The 21,563-nt window shown below is 73.4% G+C and carries 23 protein-coding genes; 15 read left to right on the top strand and 8 right to left on the bottom strand.

Features of this window, described 5'->3' with window-relative positions:
* Positions 1 to 80: 80 nt before the first annotated feature.
* Both OC439_RS21130 and OC439_RS21125 read right to left on the bottom strand, forming a co-directional pair.
* Positions 81 to 980 (bottom strand): phosphotransferase, encoded by a 900-nt coding sequence (locus tag OC439_RS21130; RefSeq protein WP_262014927.1) that lies wholly within the window; start codon positions 978 to 980, stop codon positions 81 to 83.
* On the bottom strand, positions 977 to 2,395 hold the full coding sequence (locus tag OC439_RS21125; protein ID WP_262014926.1) for a helix-turn-helix domain-containing protein: 1,419 nt from the start codon (positions 2,393 to 2,395) through the stop codon (positions 977 to 979). The genes OC439_RS21130 and OC439_RS21125 overlap by 4 nt, the downstream gene beginning before the upstream one ends.
* 311 nt (positions 2,396 to 2,706) lie before the next feature.
* On the opposite strand from OC439_RS21125, the gene OC439_RS21120 reads away from it, so the two are divergent.
* The 4 genes from OC439_RS21120 (at position 2,707) to OC439_RS21105 (ending at position 4,391) form a co-directional block, all read left to right on the top strand.
* Positions 2,707 to 2,937 carry a hypothetical protein gene (locus OC439_RS21120; RefSeq protein ID WP_262014925.1) on the top strand — a complete coding sequence of 77 codons (231 nt, stop codon included), beginning with the start codon at positions 2,707 to 2,709 and terminating at the stop codon, positions 2,935 to 2,937.
* Positions 2,934 to 3,176, top strand: coding sequence for a cell division protein DivIVA (locus OC439_RS21115; RefSeq protein WP_262014924.1), 243 nt, complete (start codon positions 2,934 to 2,936; stop codon positions 3,174 to 3,176). The genes OC439_RS21120 and OC439_RS21115 overlap by 4 nt, the downstream gene beginning before the upstream one ends.
* Entirely contained in the window at positions 3,169 to 3,423 is a 255-nt protein-coding gene (locus tag OC439_RS21110; RefSeq protein ID WP_262014923.1) for a hypothetical protein, read from the top strand. Before OC439_RS21115 ends, OC439_RS21110 begins: the two co-directional genes overlap by 8 nt.
* A gap of 140 nt (positions 3,424 to 3,563) precedes the next feature.
* Positions 3,564 to 4,391 (top strand): SAM-dependent methyltransferase, encoded by an 828-nt coding sequence (locus OC439_RS21105; RefSeq protein ID WP_262014922.1) that lies wholly within the window; start codon positions 3,564 to 3,566, stop codon positions 4,389 to 4,391.
* 35 nt (positions 4,392 to 4,426) lie between these two features.
* Here the strand turns inward: OC439_RS21105 and OC439_RS21100 are convergent, their stop codons facing one another.
* Positions 4,427 to 5,194 carry a hypothetical protein gene (locus OC439_RS21100; protein WP_262014921.1) on the bottom strand — a complete coding sequence of 256 codons (768 nt, stop codon included), beginning with the start codon at positions 5,192 to 5,194 and terminating at the stop codon, positions 4,427 to 4,429.
* Between the two features lie 167 nt (positions 5,195 to 5,361).
* Here OC439_RS21100 and OC439_RS21095 point away from each other — a divergent pair, with 167 nt between their 5' ends.
* From OC439_RS21095 to OC439_RS21075, 5 genes are all read left to right on the top strand, one after another.
* Complete coding sequence (locus OC439_RS21095; protein ID WP_194799499.1) at positions 5,362 to 6,654, top strand: AAA family ATPase; 1,293 nt, start codon at positions 5,362 to 5,364, stop codon at positions 6,652 to 6,654.
* Between the two features lie 75 nt (positions 6,655 to 6,729).
* Positions 6,730 to 6,984 carry a hypothetical protein gene (locus OC439_RS21090; RefSeq protein WP_262014920.1) on the top strand — a complete coding sequence of 85 codons (255 nt, stop codon included), beginning with the start codon at positions 6,730 to 6,732 and terminating at the stop codon, positions 6,982 to 6,984.
* A gap of 67 nt (positions 6,985 to 7,051) precedes the next feature.
* Complete coding sequence (locus OC439_RS21085) at positions 7,052 to 7,357, top strand: DUF6403 family protein (RefSeq protein WP_262014919.1); 306 nt, start codon at positions 7,052 to 7,054, stop codon at positions 7,355 to 7,357.
* A complete protein-coding gene (locus OC439_RS21080; protein WP_262014918.1) occupies positions 7,354 to 8,703 on the top strand; it encodes a hypothetical protein in 1,350 nt (449 codons plus the stop codon). The genes OC439_RS21085 and OC439_RS21080 overlap by 4 nt, the downstream gene beginning before the upstream one ends.
* On the top strand, positions 8,700 to 9,668 hold the full coding sequence (locus OC439_RS21075) for a hypothetical protein (protein ID WP_262014917.1): 969 nt from the start codon (positions 8,700 to 8,702) through the stop codon (positions 9,666 to 9,668). Before OC439_RS21080 ends, OC439_RS21075 begins: the two co-directional genes overlap by 4 nt.
* Positions 9,669 to 9,695: 27 nt before the next feature.
* Here OC439_RS21075 and OC439_RS21070 read toward each other — a convergent pair whose 3' ends face one another.
* Entirely contained in the window at positions 9,696 to 10,262 is a 567-nt protein-coding gene (locus OC439_RS21070; RefSeq protein WP_262014916.1) for a snapalysin family zinc-dependent metalloprotease, read from the bottom strand.
* A 116-nt stretch (positions 10,263 to 10,378) separates the two neighbouring features.
* Here OC439_RS21070 and OC439_RS21065 point away from each other — a divergent pair, with 116 nt between their 5' ends.
* The 5 genes from OC439_RS21065 (at position 10,379) to OC439_RS21045 (ending at position 15,697) form a co-directional block, all read left to right on the top strand.
* The gene (locus tag OC439_RS21065; protein WP_262014915.1) at positions 10,379 to 10,768 is read left to right on the top strand and encodes a globin; all 390 of its coding nucleotides are present in this window, start codon (positions 10,379 to 10,381) and stop codon (positions 10,766 to 10,768) included.
* Positions 10,769 to 10,927: 159 nt separating this feature from the next.
* The gene (locus OC439_RS21060) at positions 10,928 to 11,641 is read left to right on the top strand and encodes a hypothetical protein (RefSeq protein WP_262014914.1); all 714 of its coding nucleotides are present in this window, start codon (positions 10,928 to 10,930) and stop codon (positions 11,639 to 11,641) included.
* A gap of 13 nt (positions 11,642 to 11,654) precedes the next feature.
* Positions 11,655 to 11,915, top strand: a complete 261-nt coding sequence (locus OC439_RS21055; RefSeq protein WP_262014913.1) for a hypothetical protein — start codon at positions 11,655 to 11,657, stop codon at positions 11,913 to 11,915.
* The gene (locus OC439_RS21050) at positions 11,912 to 12,319 is read left to right on the top strand and encodes a hypothetical protein (protein ID WP_091418959.1); all 408 of its coding nucleotides are present in this window, start codon (positions 11,912 to 11,914) and stop codon (positions 12,317 to 12,319) included. The genes OC439_RS21055 and OC439_RS21050 overlap by 4 nt, the downstream gene beginning before the upstream one ends.
* 42 nt (positions 12,320 to 12,361) lie before the next feature.
* Positions 12,362 to 15,697 (top strand): AAA family ATPase, encoded by a 3,336-nt coding sequence (locus tag OC439_RS21045; protein ID WP_262014912.1) that lies wholly within the window; start codon positions 12,362 to 12,364, stop codon positions 15,695 to 15,697.
* Positions 15,698 to 15,743: 46 nt separating this feature from the next.
* On the opposite strand, the gene OC439_RS21040 is transcribed toward OC439_RS21045, so the two are convergent.
* A complete protein-coding gene (locus tag OC439_RS21040) occupies positions 15,744 to 16,598 on the bottom strand; it encodes an ABC transporter permease (RefSeq protein ID WP_262014911.1) in 855 nt (284 codons plus the stop codon).
* Positions 16,595 to 17,608, bottom strand: a complete 1,014-nt coding sequence (locus tag OC439_RS21035; protein WP_262014910.1) for an ATP-binding cassette domain-containing protein — start codon at positions 17,606 to 17,608, stop codon at positions 16,595 to 16,597. Before OC439_RS21035 ends, OC439_RS21040 begins: the two co-directional genes overlap by 4 nt.
* Before the next feature lie 353 nt (positions 17,609 to 17,961).
* Between OC439_RS21035 and OC439_RS21030 the strand changes: the two genes are divergently transcribed.
* Positions 17,962 to 19,509, top strand: coding sequence for a hypothetical protein (locus OC439_RS21030; RefSeq protein WP_262014909.1), 1,548 nt, complete (start codon positions 17,962 to 17,964; stop codon positions 19,507 to 19,509).
* Positions 19,510 to 19,572: 63 nt separating this feature from the next.
* Here the strand turns inward: OC439_RS21030 and OC439_RS21025 are convergent, their stop codons facing one another.
* Together OC439_RS21025 and OC439_RS21020 are read right to left on the bottom strand one after the other, a co-directional pair.
* Positions 19,573 to 20,556 carry an aldo/keto reductase gene (locus OC439_RS21025; protein ID WP_262014908.1) on the bottom strand — a complete coding sequence of 328 codons (984 nt, stop codon included), beginning with the start codon at positions 20,554 to 20,556 and terminating at the stop codon, positions 19,573 to 19,575.
* Positions 20,557 to 20,667: 111 nt separating this feature from the next.
* Positions 20,668 to 21,522 carry an aldo/keto reductase gene (locus tag OC439_RS21020; protein WP_262014907.1) on the bottom strand — a complete coding sequence of 285 codons (855 nt, stop codon included), beginning with the start codon at positions 21,520 to 21,522 and terminating at the stop codon, positions 20,668 to 20,670.
* Between the last annotated feature and the right edge of the window lie 41 nt (positions 21,523 to 21,563).

Raw genomic sequence — 21,563 nt, 5'->3', positions numbered from 1 at the left:
CTTTGGCCTGTCGGATCATCGACACCTGAAGGTGAAGGTCGACGCGTTGCCCATCGGGCGGCAGTCGCTTGCCGAGAGGCTCAGACGAGATCGGCGAATGGCTTCCAACGTAGACCGTGGTCGCCTTGGGAAACTGACTGCAATCGCTTGGCAAATTCGGCCGCGACGCTCGCCGAACTCGCGAGAAGCGGAGTGGCGGCAGCGATCATTTTGAGTTCGCGGGCTTCCCGCAGAAGCGGCCAGTTGCGGTCGGACATCACGTCGTACCCGTACGCCTCGGCGAGCGCCCGATGCGCCCCGCTCTTCCCGAAGCGGGCCTCGCCCACAGCGACCGCTGCCAGGTCCACCTGCCAAGGCCCACGACAAGTGGCGTCGAAGTCGCAGAGCAGGGTGCCGCCCGATGCATCCCGGAGCAGGTTGCCGACGTGTGCGTCCCCGTGGATGAGCGACTGCTCGACGCGTTGGTTGAGGTCGGTGACCTGCGGCTCCAAGCGGTCGCACCACGTCATCAAGTAGTCGTGGTCCTCTGCGCTCAAGCCGTCGGCATCCGCCAGGCGTCGACGCGCATCCCCGATCGGATCCCAGGCGGCTAGCGGGAAGGGCGGGGGTTTGAGCGCATGAAACCGCCGCAGCGCCGAGCCGAGGTCATCGACCGTCGGGGTAGGCGCGGCGGGTGGCACGTAAGTCCACACCGAGGCAACCAAGTCACCGACCGCCACGGGCTGCTTCACGCCAGGCGCCAGCCGGATCGTGGGCGCGTCCAGCTCGGCGAACCATCGCGCCAGCTGAACGACCTTCGTCACCCGGTCCCGGAGCCGGTACGTCCGCGCGATGCGGATGACAAGCCCGGATGCCGGCAACGCGAACACGGCGTTGTTGGTCAGCCGCAGGAGCCGAGCGTCGTCGGCCGGTACGTCGAGGCCGCCGGCGATCTCCCGCATGGCGCGGGTCATCGCTTCTTCCGAGAACCGTCCGCTCATGCCGTGGCCGCAGCTCGTGCGGTGAGTGTCCGTTCGAATTCGGCAACGACGGGAAGGTGGCGGTGCCGTCCGAGATCGCGCCGCAGGTTGAGTACTCGATCAACCACTCGACTGGAACTCAGCGCACGCGACTGCTCGACCACGCGCGTGCCGACGGCGACCGCCCGCTCGGGCTCATCGGTGAGGAAGAGCGCGCTGCACAAGCCGACCTCGTTCAGGACCATGCTGCGGACGTTCGCCGGGCCGAAGGCGACGGTCGCCTCTTCGACGCTCCGCACCGCCTGTGCCGCGCGCGTTCCGGCCTGCCGGGCCATGTCGCGGTACACGCGGCCGTACTGGGCTAGCAGTTCGCCACGGTCGTAGAAGGCCATCCAGGTCGGCTCGCGTTCGGGATCCACACGCTCGAACTGATCACTCGCGCGACCGAGGAGGGTCAGCGCGCTTCGGTGGTCGCCGAGTGCGGCTGTCGAAGCGGCCTCCGCGCCCCAGAGCAGCGCCGTCACCGCCGGGGTCGCCCGTGATCCCAGCTCTGAGTGGGCCAGCCTCAGCGCGGCCAGAGCATCCTGGTTGTGCCGAAGGTGCTGTAGCTGCTTGGCCTGCGAGTAGCGGATCAGGGCCGCCAGCGGGGCATCGTCAGCGGACATTGCGGCCCGCTCGCCGGCGGCGAAATGCCGCTGAGCGTCCGTGTGCCGGCCGGCGTCCAGCGCGGTCCAGCCGGCCAGTTGACGTGCCGCCGCGACCGCCGCGACCAAGCGGGGTGTCAGCCCGGGCGCGTGTGACCAGTCAAGCATTCTGTACACCGACTCCGCGAACCGCGCGACCTCCCGATAGAGCAGGCCGCCACCGCATTCGTAGTCGACCGACCGGTAGAGCTCCAGGACCGCGTTCAGCCGAGAGACGTCCGCACTGCCGATACGCCGGGGCCGGGGCTGCTCACCGACCCCGACCAGCCCGGCTCCTGCCGACACCGCGGCGATGCCGGCCAGAAGGGTTCGCCGGCCCAGGTCTGGTGTTGTGCGGACCTTGTCGGCCACAGCGCCGACTGCGAACCAGAGAGATCCCGGCGGGATGCGGAGCACTGTCGCCCAGTGCGCCAGCCGGTCGAGATGCACCAGGGCGGGGCCGTTCTCGATCCGGCTCAACTGCGCCTGCGTGATCCCTAGCCACCCCGCGACGACGCTCTGCGGCAACGGGTTCCGACCGTGGTACGGGTGGTGGCGGTACGCCCGGATCACCTGCCCGAGATGCCGCCGGGCCAACGCCGTCCGTACCGGTTCATGGTCCCAGAACGAGTCGGGTACGGCGGGCGGCGTGCTGAGGCGGTCGCGTTCGGCGGCCTGGCAGGGCGCGCAGCGTCCCGTGTCGTTGTCGCGCGCCAGGCGGCCGCCGCAGCGGGGGCAGTTCGCAGGTGTCACCGGCAACCTCGCCGTTCGCGGAGAACCTGTGTCCGAAGTCGAGCCTAGCCATTCAACCCGTTCCGGAGCGGGCCGGTATACGCGCTGTGCATATCGCGGGATGTTCCGGGGTGGTTACCGAGCGTATGCGGCGCATGCATGGCGGCCACGATCATCAGGGCATACGCCTCCTGCGGAGAAGGACTGAGGGTCGGCGCATGGCCCGGGGCGGGTGCCGGGCTCCGGCGGCACCGCGTCCCCCGATCGCGGCTTCCGCCGACCCCGCCCGCCCCGGCGCCACTCCACGAGATCCGATCCGGAGGCGTTTGCCGATGTCCGCCGTACTCGCCGACTTCCCCGTCCTCACCCCGGTCACCGACGAGGACCTGCTCGTCGCCGCGCTGGCCGTGCGCGTACACGTACCCGAGCGCTGGCCGCAGGGCCCGCTGTGCCGCAGCGAGCGCGTCCCGTACCCCTGCCGGCTGGCCCGGTGGGGGAGGGCGACGCTCGCCGCGGCCGGGCTGCCCGACGAGGCCGTGGCGGCCGGGACGGTGGCGTGGTGATCTACGTGACCGGGGATCGGGTGCAGGCGTACCAGGTACGCAGCGCTGTCTTCGACACCCGCTGGCGTCGCCTGGACCCGGCGCAGGTGCACGACTACCTGTGCCGGGTCGCCGACGAGATGGACCGCCTGCACCGGGAGCTGACCACGGCGCGCACCGAGTCGGAGCGGGTCCGCCAGGCGCTGCGGCAGTGGCAGTCCCGCCACAACGGCTGCCGGCGACGCGGCCACGATGACTGAGCCGCGCTGGATCGTCCACCTGCTGACCACGCTGACCAGCCGGGACGCCGCCGTCGAGCTGGCCGCCGCGCTCGCCCGGTCGCTCGGGCACCTGGATGCTGTCGACTTCGGTGAGACGACGCTCAGCGAGGAGGACGCGCAGCACCTGCGGTACCGGGTCTGGTGTGACGTGCGGCTGCCCGGCGGTGGGCGCTGCGGACACCGGGATGGTCACGACGGGTCCTGCGGGGCGACGGAGCTGCGCTGACAGCGGCGTGTCGATCGATGAACGCCCTGGTGACGGGCCGGTCCACTGGGAGCGGTCCCAAACGGGGCGACCATCCACCCCGTACGGTCGCTACACTCCCCGAAAACACCCGGAACCGTCCACAGAGTCTGGAGACGCCTGTGACCCGCGACAAGGCCGCGCCGCCCGGAATCGACGTCACCATCCCCAGCGTGGCCCGGGTCTACGACTACTTCCTGGGCGGCAAGGACAACTTCGAGGTCGACCGGAAGGTCGCCGAGCACGCCCTGCGGATCACGCCGGACGGGCCGGCCGCCGGTCAGGCGAACCGGGCGTTCCTCCGCCGGGTGATCCGCTACCTGGTGACCGAGGCGGGCATCGACCAGTTCCTCGACATCGGCTCGGGGCTGCCCACCCAGGGCAACGTGCACGAGGTCGCGATCGAGCACAACCCGGCCGCCCGCGTCGTGTACGTGGACAACGACCCGATCGTCCTGGCGCACGGGCGGGCGCTGCTCGCCGCGGAGGGCACCGCGACGGTGATCCAGGCCGACATCCGGGAACCGCAGGAGATCCTCAACGACCCGGACGTCCGCCGGTTCCTCGACTTCGACCGCCCGATCGGGCTGCTGCTGTTCGCGATCCTGCACCACATCGGCGACGACGAGGACCCGCGATCGGTGGCGGCGGCGCTGGTCGACGCGCTGCCGTCGGGCAGTTACGTCGCGATCTCGCACTTCCGTGACCCGGGCGAGCGGGATCCGGAAGGCTCCCGCAAGGCCCGCGAGGTCGAGCGGGTGTTCAACGAGTCGCTCGGCACCGGCCGCTGGCGTACCGACGAGGAGATCCTCGCCTTCGCCGACGGGCTGACGGTGCTGGAGCCGGGCCTGGTGCCGCTTGCGGAGTGGCGTCCGGACCCGGACGCGCCGGCCCAGCAGCAGACCGACACCTACCACACCTTCGTCGGACTGCTCGCCCGCAAGCCGTAGGCGGTGCGAAGGGCCCGCGAGCGGGTGCGGGCACGTCAACCGGGCTCCTCGTCGCTCTCCTCGAACCGTGCCAACGCGGCGGACAGGTCCCGCAGGAACGCGTCGACCCGGGCGCGGTAGTAGCCGTGGGCGACGAGCGGCAACTCGAGCAGGGCCCACTCCACCTGTACCTTCGTTGCGAGGCGCAGCAGGTGATCCTCCGACCGCAGCGCCTCCCGGCCCTTCTGCACGAGGGCGTCGACGGCATCCCTGTCGTATCCGCGCGCTTCGATCGGGAAGTCGGCTGAGTCGAAACGCTGCCGGACGATCTGTCGGTGGTCGGTGAAACGGCTGCCGCCGTACCGGGCGAGAGCGTCGGCTACCTGGTCCGTCTTCTCCCGAACGTCGTGCACTTCGAGCAGGACCAGGCAGGGCCGGTCGTCCAACGGGCTGCGGTGTGTCAGTGGAACGTCGAGGGCCGACGTGGCGGCGGGTACGAGCAGCAGCAGCGGCGATGGCATCCTCTTGTCGGACAGCACCGGAGGTTGCTGGTCCAGGACCAGGTGGTCGATCTCCGCCCAGGGCAGCAGCCGGTTCAGTCCGGCCGTCCGGACGGTCAGGCCGTCGACGTTGATGTGGAACCGGAACGGCCGGACCGCCTCGACGATGCCCGCAGCGCCGACGAGCATGACGAGCCCGCCGAAGATCAGCCCGCCGACCAGTCGAAGGGTGCTGCCGGTCAGCCCGGACAACACCATGCAGAAACCGAACGGCAGCATGACGACGCCGATTACCAAACCGGCGCGACGGTGGTGGAGATCCATCTTCTCACCCGCGATTCCCCGTCTTTCCTGACTGAGAGGGTGACAACCGGGCGCAAATTGATCGATGAAGCAGGCGGCGATCTTCCTGGCGGCGGTGGGCGGCCCTACCCGCGGGCGTGTTAAGAAGGGGCCCCGCCTCTACCGGAGACGTAAAAGGGGGCCCTTCCTTGCACGAAGCCGAGCAGGTGATCCAGCGTGTGCTGCGGGATCTGCGCGACGGCACGCACCGCGGCGTCGTCGTGGACTCGCCTCCCGGCGCCGGGAAGTCCACCCTCGTCGTCCGCGCCGCGATCGAGACCGCAGCCACCGGCGACCCGCTGATGATCGTGGCGCAGACGAACGAGCAGGTGGACGATCTCATCGACCGGCTCGGCCGCAAGGCGCCGGAGCTGCGCGTCGGGCGGCTCTCCGCGACCGACTACCGGCCCACCGAGCGGGTCACCGCCCACCCGGCGGTCCGGGTCGCGGCGAAGGTCGCCGACCTGGGAGGGCCGGCGGTCACCATCGGTACGGCGGCCAAGTGGGCCACCGTCACCGAGGGGAGCTGGCCGTGGGCGATCGTGGACGAGGCGTACCAGATGCGCGCGGATGCGCTGCTGCGCGTGGCGGGGCGGTTCGAGCGGGCGCTGTTCGTCGGCGACCCCGGTCAGCTCGATCCGTTCAGCACCGTGGAGACGTTCCGCTGGACCGGCCTGACCTGGGATCCGATGCAGTCGGCGGTGGCCACGCTGCTGCGGCACAACCCGGAGCTGCCGGTGCACCGGTTGCCGGTGTCGTGGCGGCTGCCCGACTCGGCCGCACCTGTGGTGTCCGCCGCGTTCTACCCGTTTACCGGGTTCCGCGCCGGGACCGGCCCGGCCGACCGGGCGCTGACGTTCACCGGGCCCGGTGCGGGTGACGCCTACGACGCCTCGGTCGAGCTGGCCGCCGCTACCGGCTGGGCGTTGCACGAGCTGCCGGCCCGGCACACGGTGCGTACCGACGGGGAGGCCGCCGCGGCCTGCGCGGAGCTGGCGCTGCGGGTGCTGGCGCGCGGCGCGGTCGCGGTGAGCGAGGCCGCGCCGGGCGGCGCGCCGGTCACCGCGGACCGGATCGCCGTCGGGGCCGCCCACCGCGACCAGGTCGCGGCCATCCGGTCCCGGCTGGGCGCGGCCGGGGCGGGCATCACCGTGGACACCGCCAACCGGCTCCAGGGCCGGGAGTACGACGTGACGATCGTGCTGCACCCGCTCTCCGGCCGGCGCGACGCCACCGCGTTCCACCTGGAGTCGGGGCGGCTGTGCGTGCTGGCGTCACGGCACCGGCACGCCTGCGTGGTGGTGGCGCGGGCCGGGATCGGTGAGCTGCTCGACGCGTATCCGTCGACCGAGCGGGTGCACCTGGACGTGCCGGTGAAGTTCCCGGACGGGTGGGAGGCCAACCAGACGGTGCTGACCCACCTCGATGCCCACCGGGCGTGACGAGGGGCCGTCGCGGCAGGATCGGCGGACCGTTCGGATCTTCCGGCGTTCGCGGCCGGTGGGCACGATGGCCGGATGCATCCTCACGATCCCTATCAGCAGGATCCGTACCAGCACCAGGCGTACCAACAGCAGGCGTACCCGCAACAGCCGTACTATCCGCCGCCGGCGTACGTGGAGCAGCCGAGCGAGGGGATGGGCCGGTGGGCGATCGTCCTGTGGGTGGCGGTGCCGGCGCTGCTGGTGATCCTGTGCTGTGCCGGGTGCGTCGTCTCCGGGTTCGCGGGCGGGTTCATGGAGGGCTTCAACGAGGGCTACTCGTCGTCGTAGGTGCGGGCCGGTGGTACACCGCCGCCCTCGGCGCGCGGCGCTGGCCGCGGTGCGTTAGACAGAGATCATGACCGCGAGCGTGTTGCAGTGGCTGGGCGGCTGTGTGGTGGCGGTGGCCGCCGGTTTCCTCGCCGTGTCGCTGCCCCGGCGCCGCGTCCGGGCCGAGGACCGGCGGGTCGCCTGGTCGTCGGCGCGGGCGGCGATCCACGACGCCACAGTCAGCCGGGACGCGTCCCCGGCCGCGGTGCCGGAGGCCGAGCGGCTGCTGGCCCGCGCCGAGATGCTCGCCGCCGCCCGCGGCGGCGCCGACGCGGCCCGCGCGGCGGCCGAGCACGCCCGCCGCGCCGACGAGCTGTGGCGGGCCGGGCGATGACGAGGGTACGGCGGGAGCTGCTGCGCTGGTCGCTGCTGGCCGCCGCGGCGGCGGTGCTCGTGGTGTTCCTGGTGGCGCAGCGGCAGAGCGTGGAGGTCAGCTACGGGCGTTCCCCGTCGGCCGCCGCGCTGCCGGAGGGCTCGGCCGGGGAGCTGAGCGACGCGAGCGTGCCGTCGGTCGAGGAGATGACGGCGCTGGTCGCCGCCGAGCCGGTGGTGCGGCTGCCGGGGGCGGTCGCGCGCTGGGACGAGCAGCGGGTCCGGGCCGCCATCGGTGACCGGGGCACGCGCATCCTGGTCGCCCCGCCCGGTCTGGACGAGGCCGAACGCCGGCGGGTCAAGGACGTGGAGAACGCGGAGATCCGGATCGTCGGCACCGAGGTCAGCGGCGGGCTCTACGTCGCCTCGCCGGACGACCTGCCGGGCTGGCGGGCCCGGTTCGCCACCGGCGACGTGACCGGCTCGGTGCTCGCGCTGCTGGCCGCGCTGCACGACCAGCCGACCCCGCCGGACGGCGACGACCTGCGCTGGCGGGAGCCGACCGGTCCGGAACTGGCCCCGATGGTCACCGCGTTGCGGGCCACCGGCCGGTACGTGGGCCCCGGAGCCACGCTGACCCGCCTGCCGGAGAAGGCGGCTGGTACCGCGTTCCCGGACGGCGCCTGGTTCGTGGTGCTGCCCGCGCAGCCGTACGGGGAGCCGCTGCCCGCGTACGGGCCGGCGCTGCACCGGCTCGCCCCGGACCAGCCGCTCGTGGTGATGTACGGCGACTGGATCGAGTACCACGGTCCGGGCGCTGCGGAATTCGCCGAGGTGGCCACCGCGAGCTTCTACGCCCAGTTCGGCGGGCGGATCGGCCGTTACGCCTATCCCCAGCAGAACGTGCTCGGCACGTATCTGGCCCAGGTCACCGACGTGCGGTACGCGGGGCTGTTCGACCGCCCGCTGCCGTACCGGCCGTTCGACCCGCTGCGGGTGGCGTTGCCGGCGCTGCCCTGGCTCTTCGCCGCGTGCGTGGCGGGTTTCGTGGTGCTGTCCATCCGTACCGTGCGGGGGTCCGGACGCCGCCCGGCCGACGTCGGCCCCGGTGGCACGCCGGCCCGGCTGGCCGGGCTCTCCGCGCTGGCTGTGGAGTTGTCGCTGCTGACCGACGCGCGCAGCGACCCGGCGCTGGTCCGGGGCGTGGGCCGGTTGCGGGCGGCCCGGGACGCCTTCGACGAGGGGTTGCCCGACCGGCACGTACGCGAACTGCTCGCCGACGCGGCGGCCGAGCTGGACGACGTGGCCCGGGACGTGCGGATGCCCGGCTACCGGCCGGACGTCTACCTGCGGGCGAGGCTGTCGTGAGCCGCGTCGCGAACCGGCCCCGACAGGCGGCGGAGCGTCGTGGCGGGACAGCGACCGGCCCGCGCCGGCTGCTGGGCCGCCTGGTCGGTACCGCGTTCGGCCGGGCGGTGCTCGCCTGCCTGGCGCTGGCCGGCTGGGCACTGTGGACCGGCGGCATCCTGGACGGGCCGATCGCGAGGCAGGTACGCGGCTCCTCGGTCTACGTGGCGCCCGGCGTGGACCTGGACCGGGCCGCCGCCGAACGGGTCATCGGCAACCGGCGGCTGGTGGTGCTGATCATGGAGCCCGGTGCCGACCTGCGGGAGGCGTGCGACGACACCGAGCGCGCCGCCCAGGGCACACTGGTGCTGGCGATGAGCCGCGACGGTGAGGACTGGGACACCTACGGCTGCTCCCGCCTCGGTGGTGACCTGGGCCGGGCCGTGGTCACCGAGACCACCATCGGCCGGGGCGCTGACGCGTTCGTGGACCGGCCGGTCGAGGCGCTGAAGGTGATCGTGCTCAACTACGACCGGCTGGTCCGGGCCGGTCTGGTGCCGGACGGTGCCCGTACCATCAGCCCGTCGCTGCCCCGGTACCTGCTGGCCGGCGGCGCGGTGACCGGGGTGGTCGCCGGTGCGGCGGTGCTCTGGCTGGGCGGCCGGCGGGCCGGGCGGCTGGCCGACGCCCGCCGGGCCGGGCGGGACGCACGCGCCGACGAGCGGGCCGCGCTCGGCGCTGCCACGGCTGTCCTCGCCCAGCAGATCATCGACCTGGACGGGCATGCCGGGCCGGCTGCCCCGGCGCATCGGCGGCTGGCCGCCGACTACGTGGGCCTGCTCGACGAGGTGTCCGAGGTGGACGACGACGCCGGGGCCGTGCGCCGGCTCCGGGAGCGGGTCGAGGAGCTGAGCCGCCGCGCGGCGGATCTCGCCGACGACGCCGCGTCCGGCCGGCGTGGGACGCGCGGACGGGGCCGGCGGTGATCCGCCGACCCCGTCGTCAGTGCGTCGTCAGCGCTGGGCGCCCACCGTCGAGGCGGCCGGCCAGCTGCCGGTGAAGACCTGGGCGGGCGTCGCGCTGCGGACGGCGAAGCCGAACAGCGAGTCGACCCGGGATGCCTCGGCGGAGCTGGGGTACGGGTTGGTGCAGCTCGTGCCGGCGCTGCCGCCGGACATCAGGATGGCGCAGTTGCCGTTGTAGTTGTCCGGCAGGCCGAGGATGTGGCCGATCTCGTGCGTCATGATGCGCAGTGCCGAGTACTGCTGGGCCTGGTTGTAGTCGATCACCACGCGGCCGTTGCCGAGGCTGGTGCGCTGGGCGTACGAGCCGCCGCCGTAGGTGTAGGTGATCCGCAGGTTGGACCCGCACTGGGCCATGTTGATGTTGTTGGTGTAGTTGTTCCAGATCGCCGCCGCCTGCACCGCCGTGTTGGCGAACGGGCCGGCCTGGCTGATGTTGTAGCAGACGTTGCGGACGGCGGCGGAGGCCGGAGCCGGGTTGACGGCTACCGCGCCTACTGCTGCCAGCGTCGCGGCCGCGAGGGTGGCGAGGATCCGGGACAGCTTGGGCTTACGCATGGTTCACACTCCTTGGGATGGGGGGTGAGCGGAACGCCGCAAGCCTATAGATAGGCATTCATCGATATCAAGGGTTGCGGTGAACTGACCGGGCTCGATCATCCGTACCCCTGGTCGTGCGGACCACGGAGCTGGTGACCTGTCCCCGCGAGCCCTGCGAACGGCTCGGCCCGGTCGCTGTGCGCGCCGCGGTGCACCGCTGGCTGCGGCTGATCGCTGCGGACGCGGAGCTGGCGCCGTACCTGATCGGGGTGGACCGCCGCCGGCTCGCCGCGCTGCTCACCGCCCGGCTGGGCGCGGCGCTGGGCGGGACGCGACGGAGTCCGGACGGCGTGCCCGCGGACGCCGGCGCACTGGTCCTCGGTGGACCACGACGCCCGCCGCTCACCGGCGAGCAGCGCTGGCGCGTCCTGGACTACCTGGCCGCGGCACTCTGGACGCTCGACCTGCCGGCGGCGACCGTCGTCGACGCGCAGCGGGCCGTGGCCGGGCTGCTCCGGGCCTGACCGCCCGTCCGGCCGGGGTGGCGTGAACCGGGCACAGGAACGGTCGTTCACGCCGCCGGGTATCCCCGGCTTTCCTGTCGGCCTCCCGTCACGCAGGGTGTATTTCTGATCGCTTCCGGTCGATAGCGTCGGAGCACTGCCGTCGACGAAGGGCCGACGATGAACGACAACGGACACCTGCTCGACCGTCGGCGACTGCTCGCCGGCGCGGCGGCGGCCTCTGCGGTCACAGTGACCGGCCTGGCCGTCGCCACCACCACCGGCGCCGCGGCGGCCGCACCGGGCCGCCCCGCGACGCCACTCGTCTCCCGGGACCGCATCGCCACCGCCGCGCTGCGGGCGCCCGACGGATCCGCACTCCCGGTCGCCGTCCAGGCCGACTTCCACGCCCGGCTCGCCGCCTGGCTGGCGTTCTGGTCGGCGAACTCGCCGGCGGCCTGGAGCGTGCCGGTGCAGGTGGTCGCCCGGATCGAGGCGGCCGGCGACGCGCTGGTGCTGCACGGGATCCGGCACCGCCGCGACGACGAGCTGCGCGCCGGCTTCGCCGCCGGCCGGCGGGACGCCACCCACCTGGCCACGCTGGCCAGCCTGCACCACCACTTCCCGAGCGTGCGGGTCCGCCCGGACGGCACGATCCGGGTCGCCGACGGACCCGCCGGGTTCACCGGCGCGCCGGAACAGGTCGCCTTCGCGGTCGCGTCCTGCCGCGAACTGTGGGGCGACACCACGGCGACCGCCGACCGCTGGGCGGAGCACGCCGCCCGGGTGCTCGCCCGCGCCGGGCATCGCACCGACGCCGCCTCGCACGCCGGCTGGGCGGCCTTCACCCGCACCAGCCTGCGTCGCGGGCTGGGCACCGAATCGTACGAGTGACCGGAGGAAGCACATGGCCCGCAACGAGTTCCGCTTCGTGGTCGACGGCGTCGACCTGAGCCCCGAACAGCAGACAGTGATCGCCGCGGAGATCCAGAAGGCCGGCCTGGCCGCGCTGCGTACCGCCGACGCCAGGCTGACCAACCCGCTGACCGTCGGCCACGGCAACATCAAGCTGCGTCCCGAGTGGTACGGCCTCTGGGTCATCGACGGGCCGTTCGCCCAGGACCTCGGGCAGAAGATCAACGACATCGGGTTCTGGATCCAGCGGTGACCGACGCCGCCCGGCCGGCCGGCACGCCGGAGCGGATGTGCCCGAGCACCCCGGCGTCGAACGCCACCGTGTTCCTCGGCATGATCACTCCGGCGGGCCGGGTGGCCTACGTGACTCCGGCCGTACCGGCCGAGGTGGCGCTCGCCGGGCTCGGTGACTCCGACGAGCCGATCGAGTCGCGGGCCCGACTCGCCGGCCCGTGCGTCACCTCGTCCTGTGGCTTCTGGACCGGCTCGCACTGCGGGCTGGGCGCCCGGATGGCCGCCTCGTACGCCGAGACCGCCCCGCCCGCGGAGGAGACGCTGCCGAAGTGCGCGATCCGGCGTACCTGCCGGTGGTTCGCCGAACAGGGACCGGCCGCCTGCCCGGCGTGCGCGCACGTGGTGACCGACGCGCGGCTCTGAGGGACCCTCCTTGTCGGACCCTTCGGCTAGCGTCGTGAGGTCATGGAGCCGCGGTTCGGCCAACACCTCATCGGGCGGGAGCATCCCGCTGCGCTGCTGCGCGCCGAGGTGGCCCGGCTGGTCGACAGTCACGGCGGTCTCGTCCTGGTCACCGGCGAGCCGGGCATCGGCAAGACCACGCTGGTGTCGGCCGCCGCCGACGAGGCCCGCCGCGGCGGGGCGCTGGTGCTCGGCGCCGCCTGCTGGGACTCCGACACCGCTCCCGACTACTGGCCCTGGGTGCAGGTGCTGCGCCGGCTGGCCCGGTCCGCCGACGACCCGCGCGGGGTGCGGGAGGCAGCCGCCGTCGGCCTGGCGGCACTGCTCGGCGAGCGCGCCGCCGGCGACGCGGCCGAGCCCGGCGGTGCGGCCGAGCCCGGTGACGCCGACGCACCGGGTGACGTCGGCCGGGCCGAGTTCGACAGGCACGACGCGGTGACCGCAGCGCTGGTCGCCGTGGCCCAGCACCGGCCGGTCGCGGTGGTCCTCGACGACCTGCACTGGGCCGACCCGGCGTCGCTGCGGCTGCTCCAGTTCGTCGCCCAGCACGCCTGGTTCGAGCGGTTGCTGCTGATTGGCACCTACCGGGACGCCGAAGTCGAATCCGGCGACCACCCGCTGCGGCAGTGGCTGCTGCCGCTCACCGCCAAGGCCACCACCGTCACGCTCGCCGGGCTGGGCCGCGCCGAGGTGGCCGCCCTGATGGCCCGCACCGCCGGCCGGGAGCCCGACGCGAGCCTCGTCGACGAGGTGCACCGGCGCACCGGCGGGAACCCCTTCTTCGTGGAGCAGACCGCCCGGCTCTGGCACACCCACGGCCTGACCGACACCGTCGCCCCCGGCGTACGGGAGGTGGTGCGCCGCCGGCTCGACCAGTTGCCCGCCGGAGTGGTCGAGGCGCTCACGGTGGCCGCCGTGCTCGGCCGCGAGTTCGACGGGCGGACGCTCGCGGCCTGCGTACCCGCTCCGGTCGCGCAGGTCGACCGGCTGCTCGGCCGCGCCGCCGCGGCCCGGCTGGTGCTGCCCCGCGACGGCGGCCGGTTCGTCTTCGTGCACGACCTGGTCCGCGAAACGCTCTACGACGGGCTCGCCGACGACGAACGGCGGGCCCGGCACGCGGCGGTGGTCCGGGCCGTCTACCGATCGGACGCGCTCGCGTGCGCGCTCAGCCCGGCCCACCTGGCCCGGCACGCCTGGCTGGCCGGCGCCGAGCTGGACCCGGAACGCGCCGGTGACCTGCTGGTGGCCGCCGCCCGCGACGCCGGGGGCCGGATCGCCGTGGACGAGTCGGTACGGCATTACCGGCGCGCGCTCGAGCTGACCGGCGAGCCCGGCCGGCGGGTCCGGGTGCTGCTGGAACTGGCCGGGCTGTTGCACCACGCCGGCCCGCCGGCCGAGGTGGAGCGGCTGCTGGCCGAGGCCGCCGCGCTGGCGAGGGAGCTCCCCGATCCCGGCGTGCTGACCCGGGTGGCGCTCATCGCCCACCGGCAGCACTCCGCCACCCGCCGCCGGCTCGACGCCGCCGAGCTGGTCCGGGAGGCGTACCGGCGGTTGATCGCGGAGCCGGACCCGGAACGGCCGGTACGCGCGCTGGTCACCGACCTGATCACCGCCACCGAGACGCTCGCCCGGCACGGCCGCGACGACGAGGCGCTCACCTTCAGCCTGTGGGCCCGCCACGACACGACCTGGGGTCTCGGCACCGCGCAGGAGCGAGCAGTGGTCACCGCCGAGATCCGGGAGGTGGCCCGCCGCAGCGGCGACCGGGAGACCGAGCTGTGGGCCACGGCGCTGCGCTGGGTCGCGCTGCTGGAGCTGGGCGATCCGGGTTACCGGCAGGAGCTGACCGCGTTCGTGACCGGCGCGCGACGCGACGACGTGGCCCGGCAGCGGGTGGCGGCGATCGCGGACACCGCCATCATCGCCGCCTTCCAGGGCGACCTCGCCGCCGCCGAGGCGGGCTTCGCCGAGGCGGAGAGCTACCGCGAGCCGGGGCACTCCGACCACGCGTTCATGACGCACCACATGCGCTGGTCGATTCTGCTGCTGTACGGCCGCCTCGCCGAGGCCGAGGCGGTGCTCGACCGGGTGGGCACCGGGCACCCGCAGGCCGAGCTGCTCCGGGCGATCACCGCGGCCGAGCGCGGCGACGCGGCCACGGTGCTGCGGCTCACCGCCGCGATCGAGGCCGCGGGAACCGCGTACCCCCGGTCGGTGTCGCCGTTGTGGCTGCGCCTGCGGGCGCAGGCGGCGGCAGTGGACGGCGACCCGGCGCGGTGCGCGGCGGTGCGGGCCGACCTGACCCCGCACCGCGGGCAGTGGGCGGCGGCGTTGTTCGGCTGCGACATCGGCGGCCCGGTCGATCTGTGGCTGGCCGGTGTGGACGCGGCCGAGGGCCGGTGGGACGCGGCGGTCGACTGCTACGCGGCGGCCCGGGACGCCGCCGACCGGCTGGGCGCCCGGCCCTGGTCGGTGCTGGCCCGGGCCGGTCTGGTGGGCGCGCTCGCCGGGCGCGACGGGCCGGGCGACGCGGCCGAGGCGCGGCGACTGCGGGCCGAGACGGTGGCCGAGGCGCGGGCGCTGGGGATGATCCAGGTGGTGGACCGGCTGGGCGCGGCGGATCCCGCCCCGGCGGCGGCGTCCGCAGTGGTCGCGCCGGTGGCGGCCCGGCTCGGCGCGGGCGTTCCGGCCCTGGCCGTCGCGCCGTCGCTGCCCAGCCGGCGGGGCGCGTCGGGCCTGTCCCGGGCGGGTGTGGTGCACGGGCGGACGCCCGACCCCGGCGCGGACGTCATCCGGCCCGAGTTCCGTCCGGACGGGCCGGTGTGGCGCCTCGCGTACGACGGCGTCGTGGTGCACCTGCCCGACGCCAAAGGGCTGCACGACCTGCGCCTGCTGCTGAGCCGTCCCGGCGCGGACGTGCCCGCCGTCGAACTGCTCGATCCGGCGGCCGGTCCGGAACTCGTCGCCGCGCGCCGCCTCGGAGCCGATCCGGTGCTCGACGACGAGGCGAAGGCCCGCTACCGCCGGCACCTGCGGCGGCTCGACGACGAGATCGACCGGGCGGCGGCCAAGGACGACGGGCGGCGGCTGGCCGAACTGGACGCCGAGCGCGCGGCGCTGCTCGACCAGTTGCGTGCCGCCGCCGGGCTGGCCGGGCGCGACCGGCGACTCGGTGACCAGGCGGAACGGGCGCGCAAGGCGGTGACCGGGCGGATCCGGGACACCCTGCGCCGCATCGACGAGCGGCATCCGGCGCTCGCCGCGCACCTGCGCGAGTCGGTCACCACCGGCGGCGCCTGCCGCTACCGGCCGGCCGAGCCGGTGCCCTGGCGGCTCTGACCACCGACGGTGGCGGGGCCGCGTGGACCCCGCCACAGTCGTCGCGTCAGCGGCGGGTGTAGCGGTACATCGTCAGCGTGCCGAACACGACCACGAAGAATGCGCTCCAGAGCAGCATCCACATGGTGCTCGGGCCGTCCATCGAGCCGGCCATCGCCGCGCGGACCGAGGTGACGAGCTGGGTGATCGGGTTGATCTTGACGAACGCCTGTAGCCAACCGGGCATGGTCGACGGGTCGACGAACACGTTGCTCAGGAACGTCAGCGGGAACAGCACCATCATGCTGGTCCCCATCACCGACTTCTCGCTGCGCAGCACCAGGCCGAAGAACGTCCACACCCAGGAGAACGCGAACGAGAAGACCACCAGCAGCCCGATCCCGGCGAGCACCCCGAGCAGCCCGCCGTCGGGACGGAAGCCGAGCACCACGCCCACGGTGAGGATGACCACGGCGGCCAGGACGTAGCGCAGCACGTCGCCGAAGATCATCCCGACCAGCGCCGCCGGCCGCCAGACCGGCAGCGTACGGATCCGGTCGAAGACGCCCTTCTCGATGTCGCTGTTCAGCCCCACCCCGGTGTACATGGTGATCATCACGACGCTCGTGACCATGATGCCGGGCAGGAAGAACTGCAGGTACGCACGCGGGCTGTCGGCGAGCGCGCCACCGAACAGGTACGTGAACATCAGCACCATGATGATCGGGAACGCGGTCACGTCGAACAGCTGCTCCGGCACGTGCTTGATCTTCAGCAGCGCCCGCCAGCCGAACGTCAGCGACGCCGACAACGCGCTGGGCCGGGCCGGCCGCTCGGCCGGGGCGAGCACGGTGGCCAGCGCCTCGGCGGACGGCATGTAGACGGACGGCGACCGCCCGGTGCTGATTGCGGTGTCGCTCATCGCGCCGCCTCCAGTTCGTCGTCCCGCTCGTCCGCCGGGACGGCCGGGTGGTCGGTCAGGGCCAGGAAGACCTCGTCCAGGCTGGGCTGGCCGAGGGAGAAGTCGTCCACCACGATGCCGGCGGCGGCCAGCTCACCGAGCGCCCGCGCCGCCTGCGTACCGGCCTCCAGGTCGGTGCCGTGCTCGCCGACGCGGGCGGTCAGCGCCGCCGGGTCCGCGGCGAGCTGCACCGGTACGCCGAGCGACGCCCGCAGCACCTGCTCGGCCTGCGGCCGCTGCTCCGGATCGCGCAGCCGGATGTGGACACTGCCCGCGCCGATCGACGACTTCAACTCGCCCGGGGTGCCCTCCGCGATCACCCGGCCGTGGTCGACCACAGCGATCCGGCCGGCGAGCTGGTCCGCCTCGTCGAGGTACTGCGTGGTCAGCAGCACCGTCGTGCCGTACGCCACCACCGCCCGCACGATCGCCCACACCTGGTTGCGGCTGCGCGGGTCCAGCCCGGTGGTCGGCTCGTCGAGGAACAGCAGGTCCGGCGTGTTGAGGATGCTCGCGGCGATGTCGATGCGCCGCCGCATCCCACCGGAGTACTTCTTCACCTGCCGTCCCGCCGCATCGGTCAGCCCGAACGCGGCGAGCAACTGCTCGGCCCGGTCCCGGGCGCCGGACCGGCCCAGCCCGAGCAGCCGGCCCAGCAGGACCAGGTTCTCCGCGCCGGTCAGGTCCTCGTCCAGCGAGGCGTACTGGCCGGTCAGGCTCACCCGGGCGCGCACCGCGTCGGCCTCGCGCACCACGTCGTGCCCGAAGACCCGGGCCGTGCCGCCGTCCGGGCGCAACAGCGTCGCCAGCACCCGTACGGCTGTGGTCTTCCCGGCGCCGTTCGGGCCCAGTACGCCGTAGACGGTGCCGGCGGGAACCCGCAGGTCCAGCCCGTCGAGTGCCCGGGTCGAACCGAAGGACCGGACCAGGCCCTCGGCCTCGACGGCCAGGCCGGTGTTCCGGTTGCTCATGAATCGCTACCTCTCTCGTCAATGTCTCCACAGGCGTACGGGCGTGCCGCCAGACCGATCGCCTGTTTCAACGAGGCCGGGATGCTGTGGTGTTGTGCCGGCCTCACCCCGAAGGCGCCAGACGGCCCGCCAGATCCGATCTGGCGGTGGCGATCCCCGGCCGACGACGGCCGGTACGGGAGGAAGGCGGGGTTATGACCGTTCCCGCAGCAGTCCGCCGGATGACCGGTCGCGGACAGTGCCCGATCGATCGTCTGCCATATGCTGCGCCGGCATCCGACGCACGGGGGGCGTGTCCTGGTTGTGGTGACGCGGACGCCTCTTGAGCGCATTGAAACCGAGAGGGGTCCACCGTGTCCATCGTCCGAAGAGTGCTCGGCGCACTCGCCGTGGCGGCCCTGGCCGTCACCGCCGCACCCACCGCCGCCGGTGCGGCGGCGGATCCGGCAGGCGTGCTCCACCTGACCGTCACCAGACCCGACGGCAGCCCGGCCGGCGCTAACGTCGCCGTGACGGCCGCCGACAACAGTTACGACAAGGACTTCCTGCCGCTCGACGAGTCCGGGCAGCTCAGCGTGGAGGTGCCGGCCGGCGATTACAAGATCGCCATCACACCGGTGTACGACGACGGCCAGGACGACGAGGTGCTCCGGCAGTGGGTGCCGGGCCGGACCAGTTGGGCGCAGGCCGGAACGGTCCGGGTGTCCGCGGGGGACACGACGGAGGTCTCCGAGCGCCTGCTCACGCCCAGCGGGTCGACCCTGCGGGCGCGCGACGCGGTCACCGGCGCCGCGGTCGACGGGGTGTGCGTGTTCCTCGACTCCCGGCGCAATCCGTGCGGCGACACCCAGGTGACCGTTCCGCCGCTGATCCCCGGCCCGCAGGAGGTGTGGGTCTACACCCGGGACGACACCCACCTGCCCCGCTACGCCACTGTGAACGTCCTGCCCGACGGCAGCGGCACCGCCGTGGTCGTCCTGACCCCGGCCGCGAACGTGGTCTCCCGGGTGGTCGACGCGGCGACCGGCGCGCCAGTCGCCGGCGCCTGTGTGACGCCGGCGCCCGCCGGTACCGGCGAACTCCCCGACAACCCGGGACGGTACTGCTCCGACGCCTCCGGGAACGTCCGCGTCGGCCTGGTCGCGGCCGGCTCCTGGAACCTGTTCACCCGCCCCGCCGGCGGAACGGCGTACGGCGCGCAGTGGGTCGGCGCGACCGGCGGCACCGGCGACGCGAAGCAGGCCCGGGTGGTCACCCTCCGGGCCGGGCAGACGGTCACCGTGCCCCCGATCCGGCTCGACCGCGCCGGTGTCGTCACCGGCACCGTGACCAGCGCGGCCACCGGCAGGCCGGCGACCTCCGGCGCCGTGACGCTCGCGCCCGAGTCGGGCTTCTTCCTCAACTGGGGTGTGAAGCTGGACGCGCAGGGCCGCTACCGGATCGACTGGCTCGGCCCGTACGCCTGGCCGTTGCTGTTCACCACCGCCGACAACGCCACCCAGTGGTCCGGCGGGTTCGCCCTGCGGGGCAAGGCCGTGCCGGTCACGGTCCGGGCCGGCGCCACCACCGTCTACGACCTCGCCGTACGGCGTGGCGTCCTGGTCACCGGCCGGCTCGTCGACCCGGAGGGCCGCCCGGTGGTCGCCGAGCTGACGGTGCGCAACGCGCGTACCCGTGAGGCCATCGGCTATACGTTGGATCTGGATCGCGACGGCGAGTACGCGCTGCGCGTGCTCGGCCCCCAGCCGGTCACCGTGGCGTGGCTGTGGACGCCGCCCTACGTCAACTACGCCGGCTGGTACGACGGCGCGACCCGCCCGGCCGACGCCACCGAGGTGGCCCTGCCGGGCACCGGCACCCTGCGGCTCGACGTCACTGTCGACCGGTTCCCGGCCGGCTGAGTGACGCGAGCCGGTCGATCGGCACGGGCCGGGTGGCGTGTGAGCCACCCGGCCCGGCGCCGGTCAGCGTGCCGAGTCCAGCCGGGTCCGCTGCTCGGCGGTCAGCTCCAGGTCGACGGCGGCCAGGCTCTCCTCCAGCTGCGCCACCGAGGAGAAGCCGACGAGCGGGATCGACGGGATGTCCCCGCCCGTCAGCCAGGCCAGCACCACCTGGTTGACGGTGGCGCCGGTCTCGGCGGCCACCGCCCGCAGCGCCTCCAGCCGGGCCGGGGTGGCCGGCAGCGCGTACTCCTCGCCGAGCCGTTCCGGCCTCGCGTACGCGCCCTTGAGCAGCGGCGAATAGGCCACCAGGGTGAGCTGCGGCTCGGTACGCAGATAGCTGAGCAGGTCCGGGCCGGCCCAGCCGACGTCGCCGTCGCGGTCCAGCTCGCTCGGCACGTCGAGACGCCGGGGCAGGTAGCTGCGGTGGTACTGGAGCACCTCGTACCCGGGCAGGCCGGCCGCGGCGGCGAGCGCGCGGGCCCGCTCCACCCGCCAGGCGCGGTGGTTGCTGGCGCCGAGCAACCCGACCGTGCCCTCGGCCACCAGCTCGGCGAATCCCTCCACGGTCTCCTGCAGCGGCACCGTGTGGTCCTCGATGTGGGCGTAGAGCAGGTCGATCCGCTCGACGCCGAGGCGCTCCCGGCTGCGCTCGGCGGACTCGCGGATCACCTTGGCCGACAGCCCTTCCGGGTTGTCGACGTAGCTGGTGCCGGGGGCGAGCGGGCGGGCGCCCAGCTTCGTCGCGATGACCACCTCGTCGCCGATCCCGCGGCTGCGCCGCCAGCGGCCGAGCAGCTCCTCGCTCTCGCCACCCTGGCCCCCGTTCTGCCAGAAGGCGTAGTTGTCCGAGGTGTCGATGAAGGTGCCGCCCGCCTCGACGTACCGGTCGAGGATGGCGAACGAGGTGGCCTCGTCGGTGGCGGTGCCGAACAGCATCGCGCCGAGACTGAGCACGCTGACTTCGCGGCGGGTGGCCGGGTCCGTGCCGATGGTGCGGTAGCGCATGTCTTCCTCCCCGTCGGAGCTTTGCCGGTCACCCTGCCCCTTCGAGTGCACGCGAAGTCAACAAGCGGAGGGGCCCCGGGTCTCCCCGGGGCCCCTCCGACGTGTGACTGCTCAGTTCGGGATGTAGTCGAACTCGTCCGGGTTCGGGCCCGTCCGGCCGGCCTCGCCCCGGTCCAGCGAGGTGAGCCGCTCCATCGCGGTGTCGTCGAGCGTGAAGTCGAAGATCGCGAAGTTCTCCTCGATCCGCTTCGGCGTGGTCGACTTCGGGAAGACGATGTCGCCGCGCTGCACGTGCCAGCGCAGCACCACCTGGGCCGGGGTCCGGCCGATCTGCTCGGCCACGTCGACGACTGTCGGGTCGTCGAGCACCTTGCCCTGCGCGATCGGCGACCACGCCTCGGTGGCGATGCCGTGCGCCTTGTCGTACGCCCGCACCTCCTCGTTGCCGAGGTAGGGGTGCGCCTCGATCTGGTTGACCGCCGGCACCACGTCCGCCTCGGCGGCCAGCCGCTCCAGGTGCGCGACCTGGAAGTTGGACACGCCGATCGACCGGACCGTGCCCGCGTCACGCAGCTCCTCCAGCACCTTCCAGGTGGAGACGAAGTCGCCGTCGTAGCGGGTGGGCAGCGGCCAGTGGATCAGGAACAGGTCGAGGTAGTCGAACTTCAGCTCCCGCAGCGACTGCTCGAACGCCTTGCGGGCGTCGTCCGGGCGGTGGAAGCCGTTGTTCAGCTTGCTGGTGACGAAGACCTCGCCGCGGTCCAGCCCGGAGGCGCGCAGCGCCTGACCCACCTCGGCCTCGTTGCCGTACATCTGGGCGGTGTCGATGTGCCGGTAGCCGACCTCCAGCGCGGTGCCCACGGCCCGGACGGTGTCCTTCGGCTCGATCTGGAAGACGCCGAAGCCGAGCTGCGGGATGGTGTTGCCGTCGTTGAGCGCGATGTCCGGAATGCCGTTCTGGGCCATGAGAGCCTCATCTCCGATCGTGCGGTGCCGGGGCGCGTCCG

It is taken from the genome of Micromonospora sp. Mcm103 (assembly GCF_024519755.1).
GTDB classification, from domain to species: domain Bacteria; phylum Actinomycetota; class Actinomycetes; order Mycobacteriales; family Micromonosporaceae; genus Micromonospora; species Micromonospora aurantiaca.
Note: the sequence above shows the minus strand (reverse complement) of the source record. Positions and strands in the feature narration are given on the sequence as shown.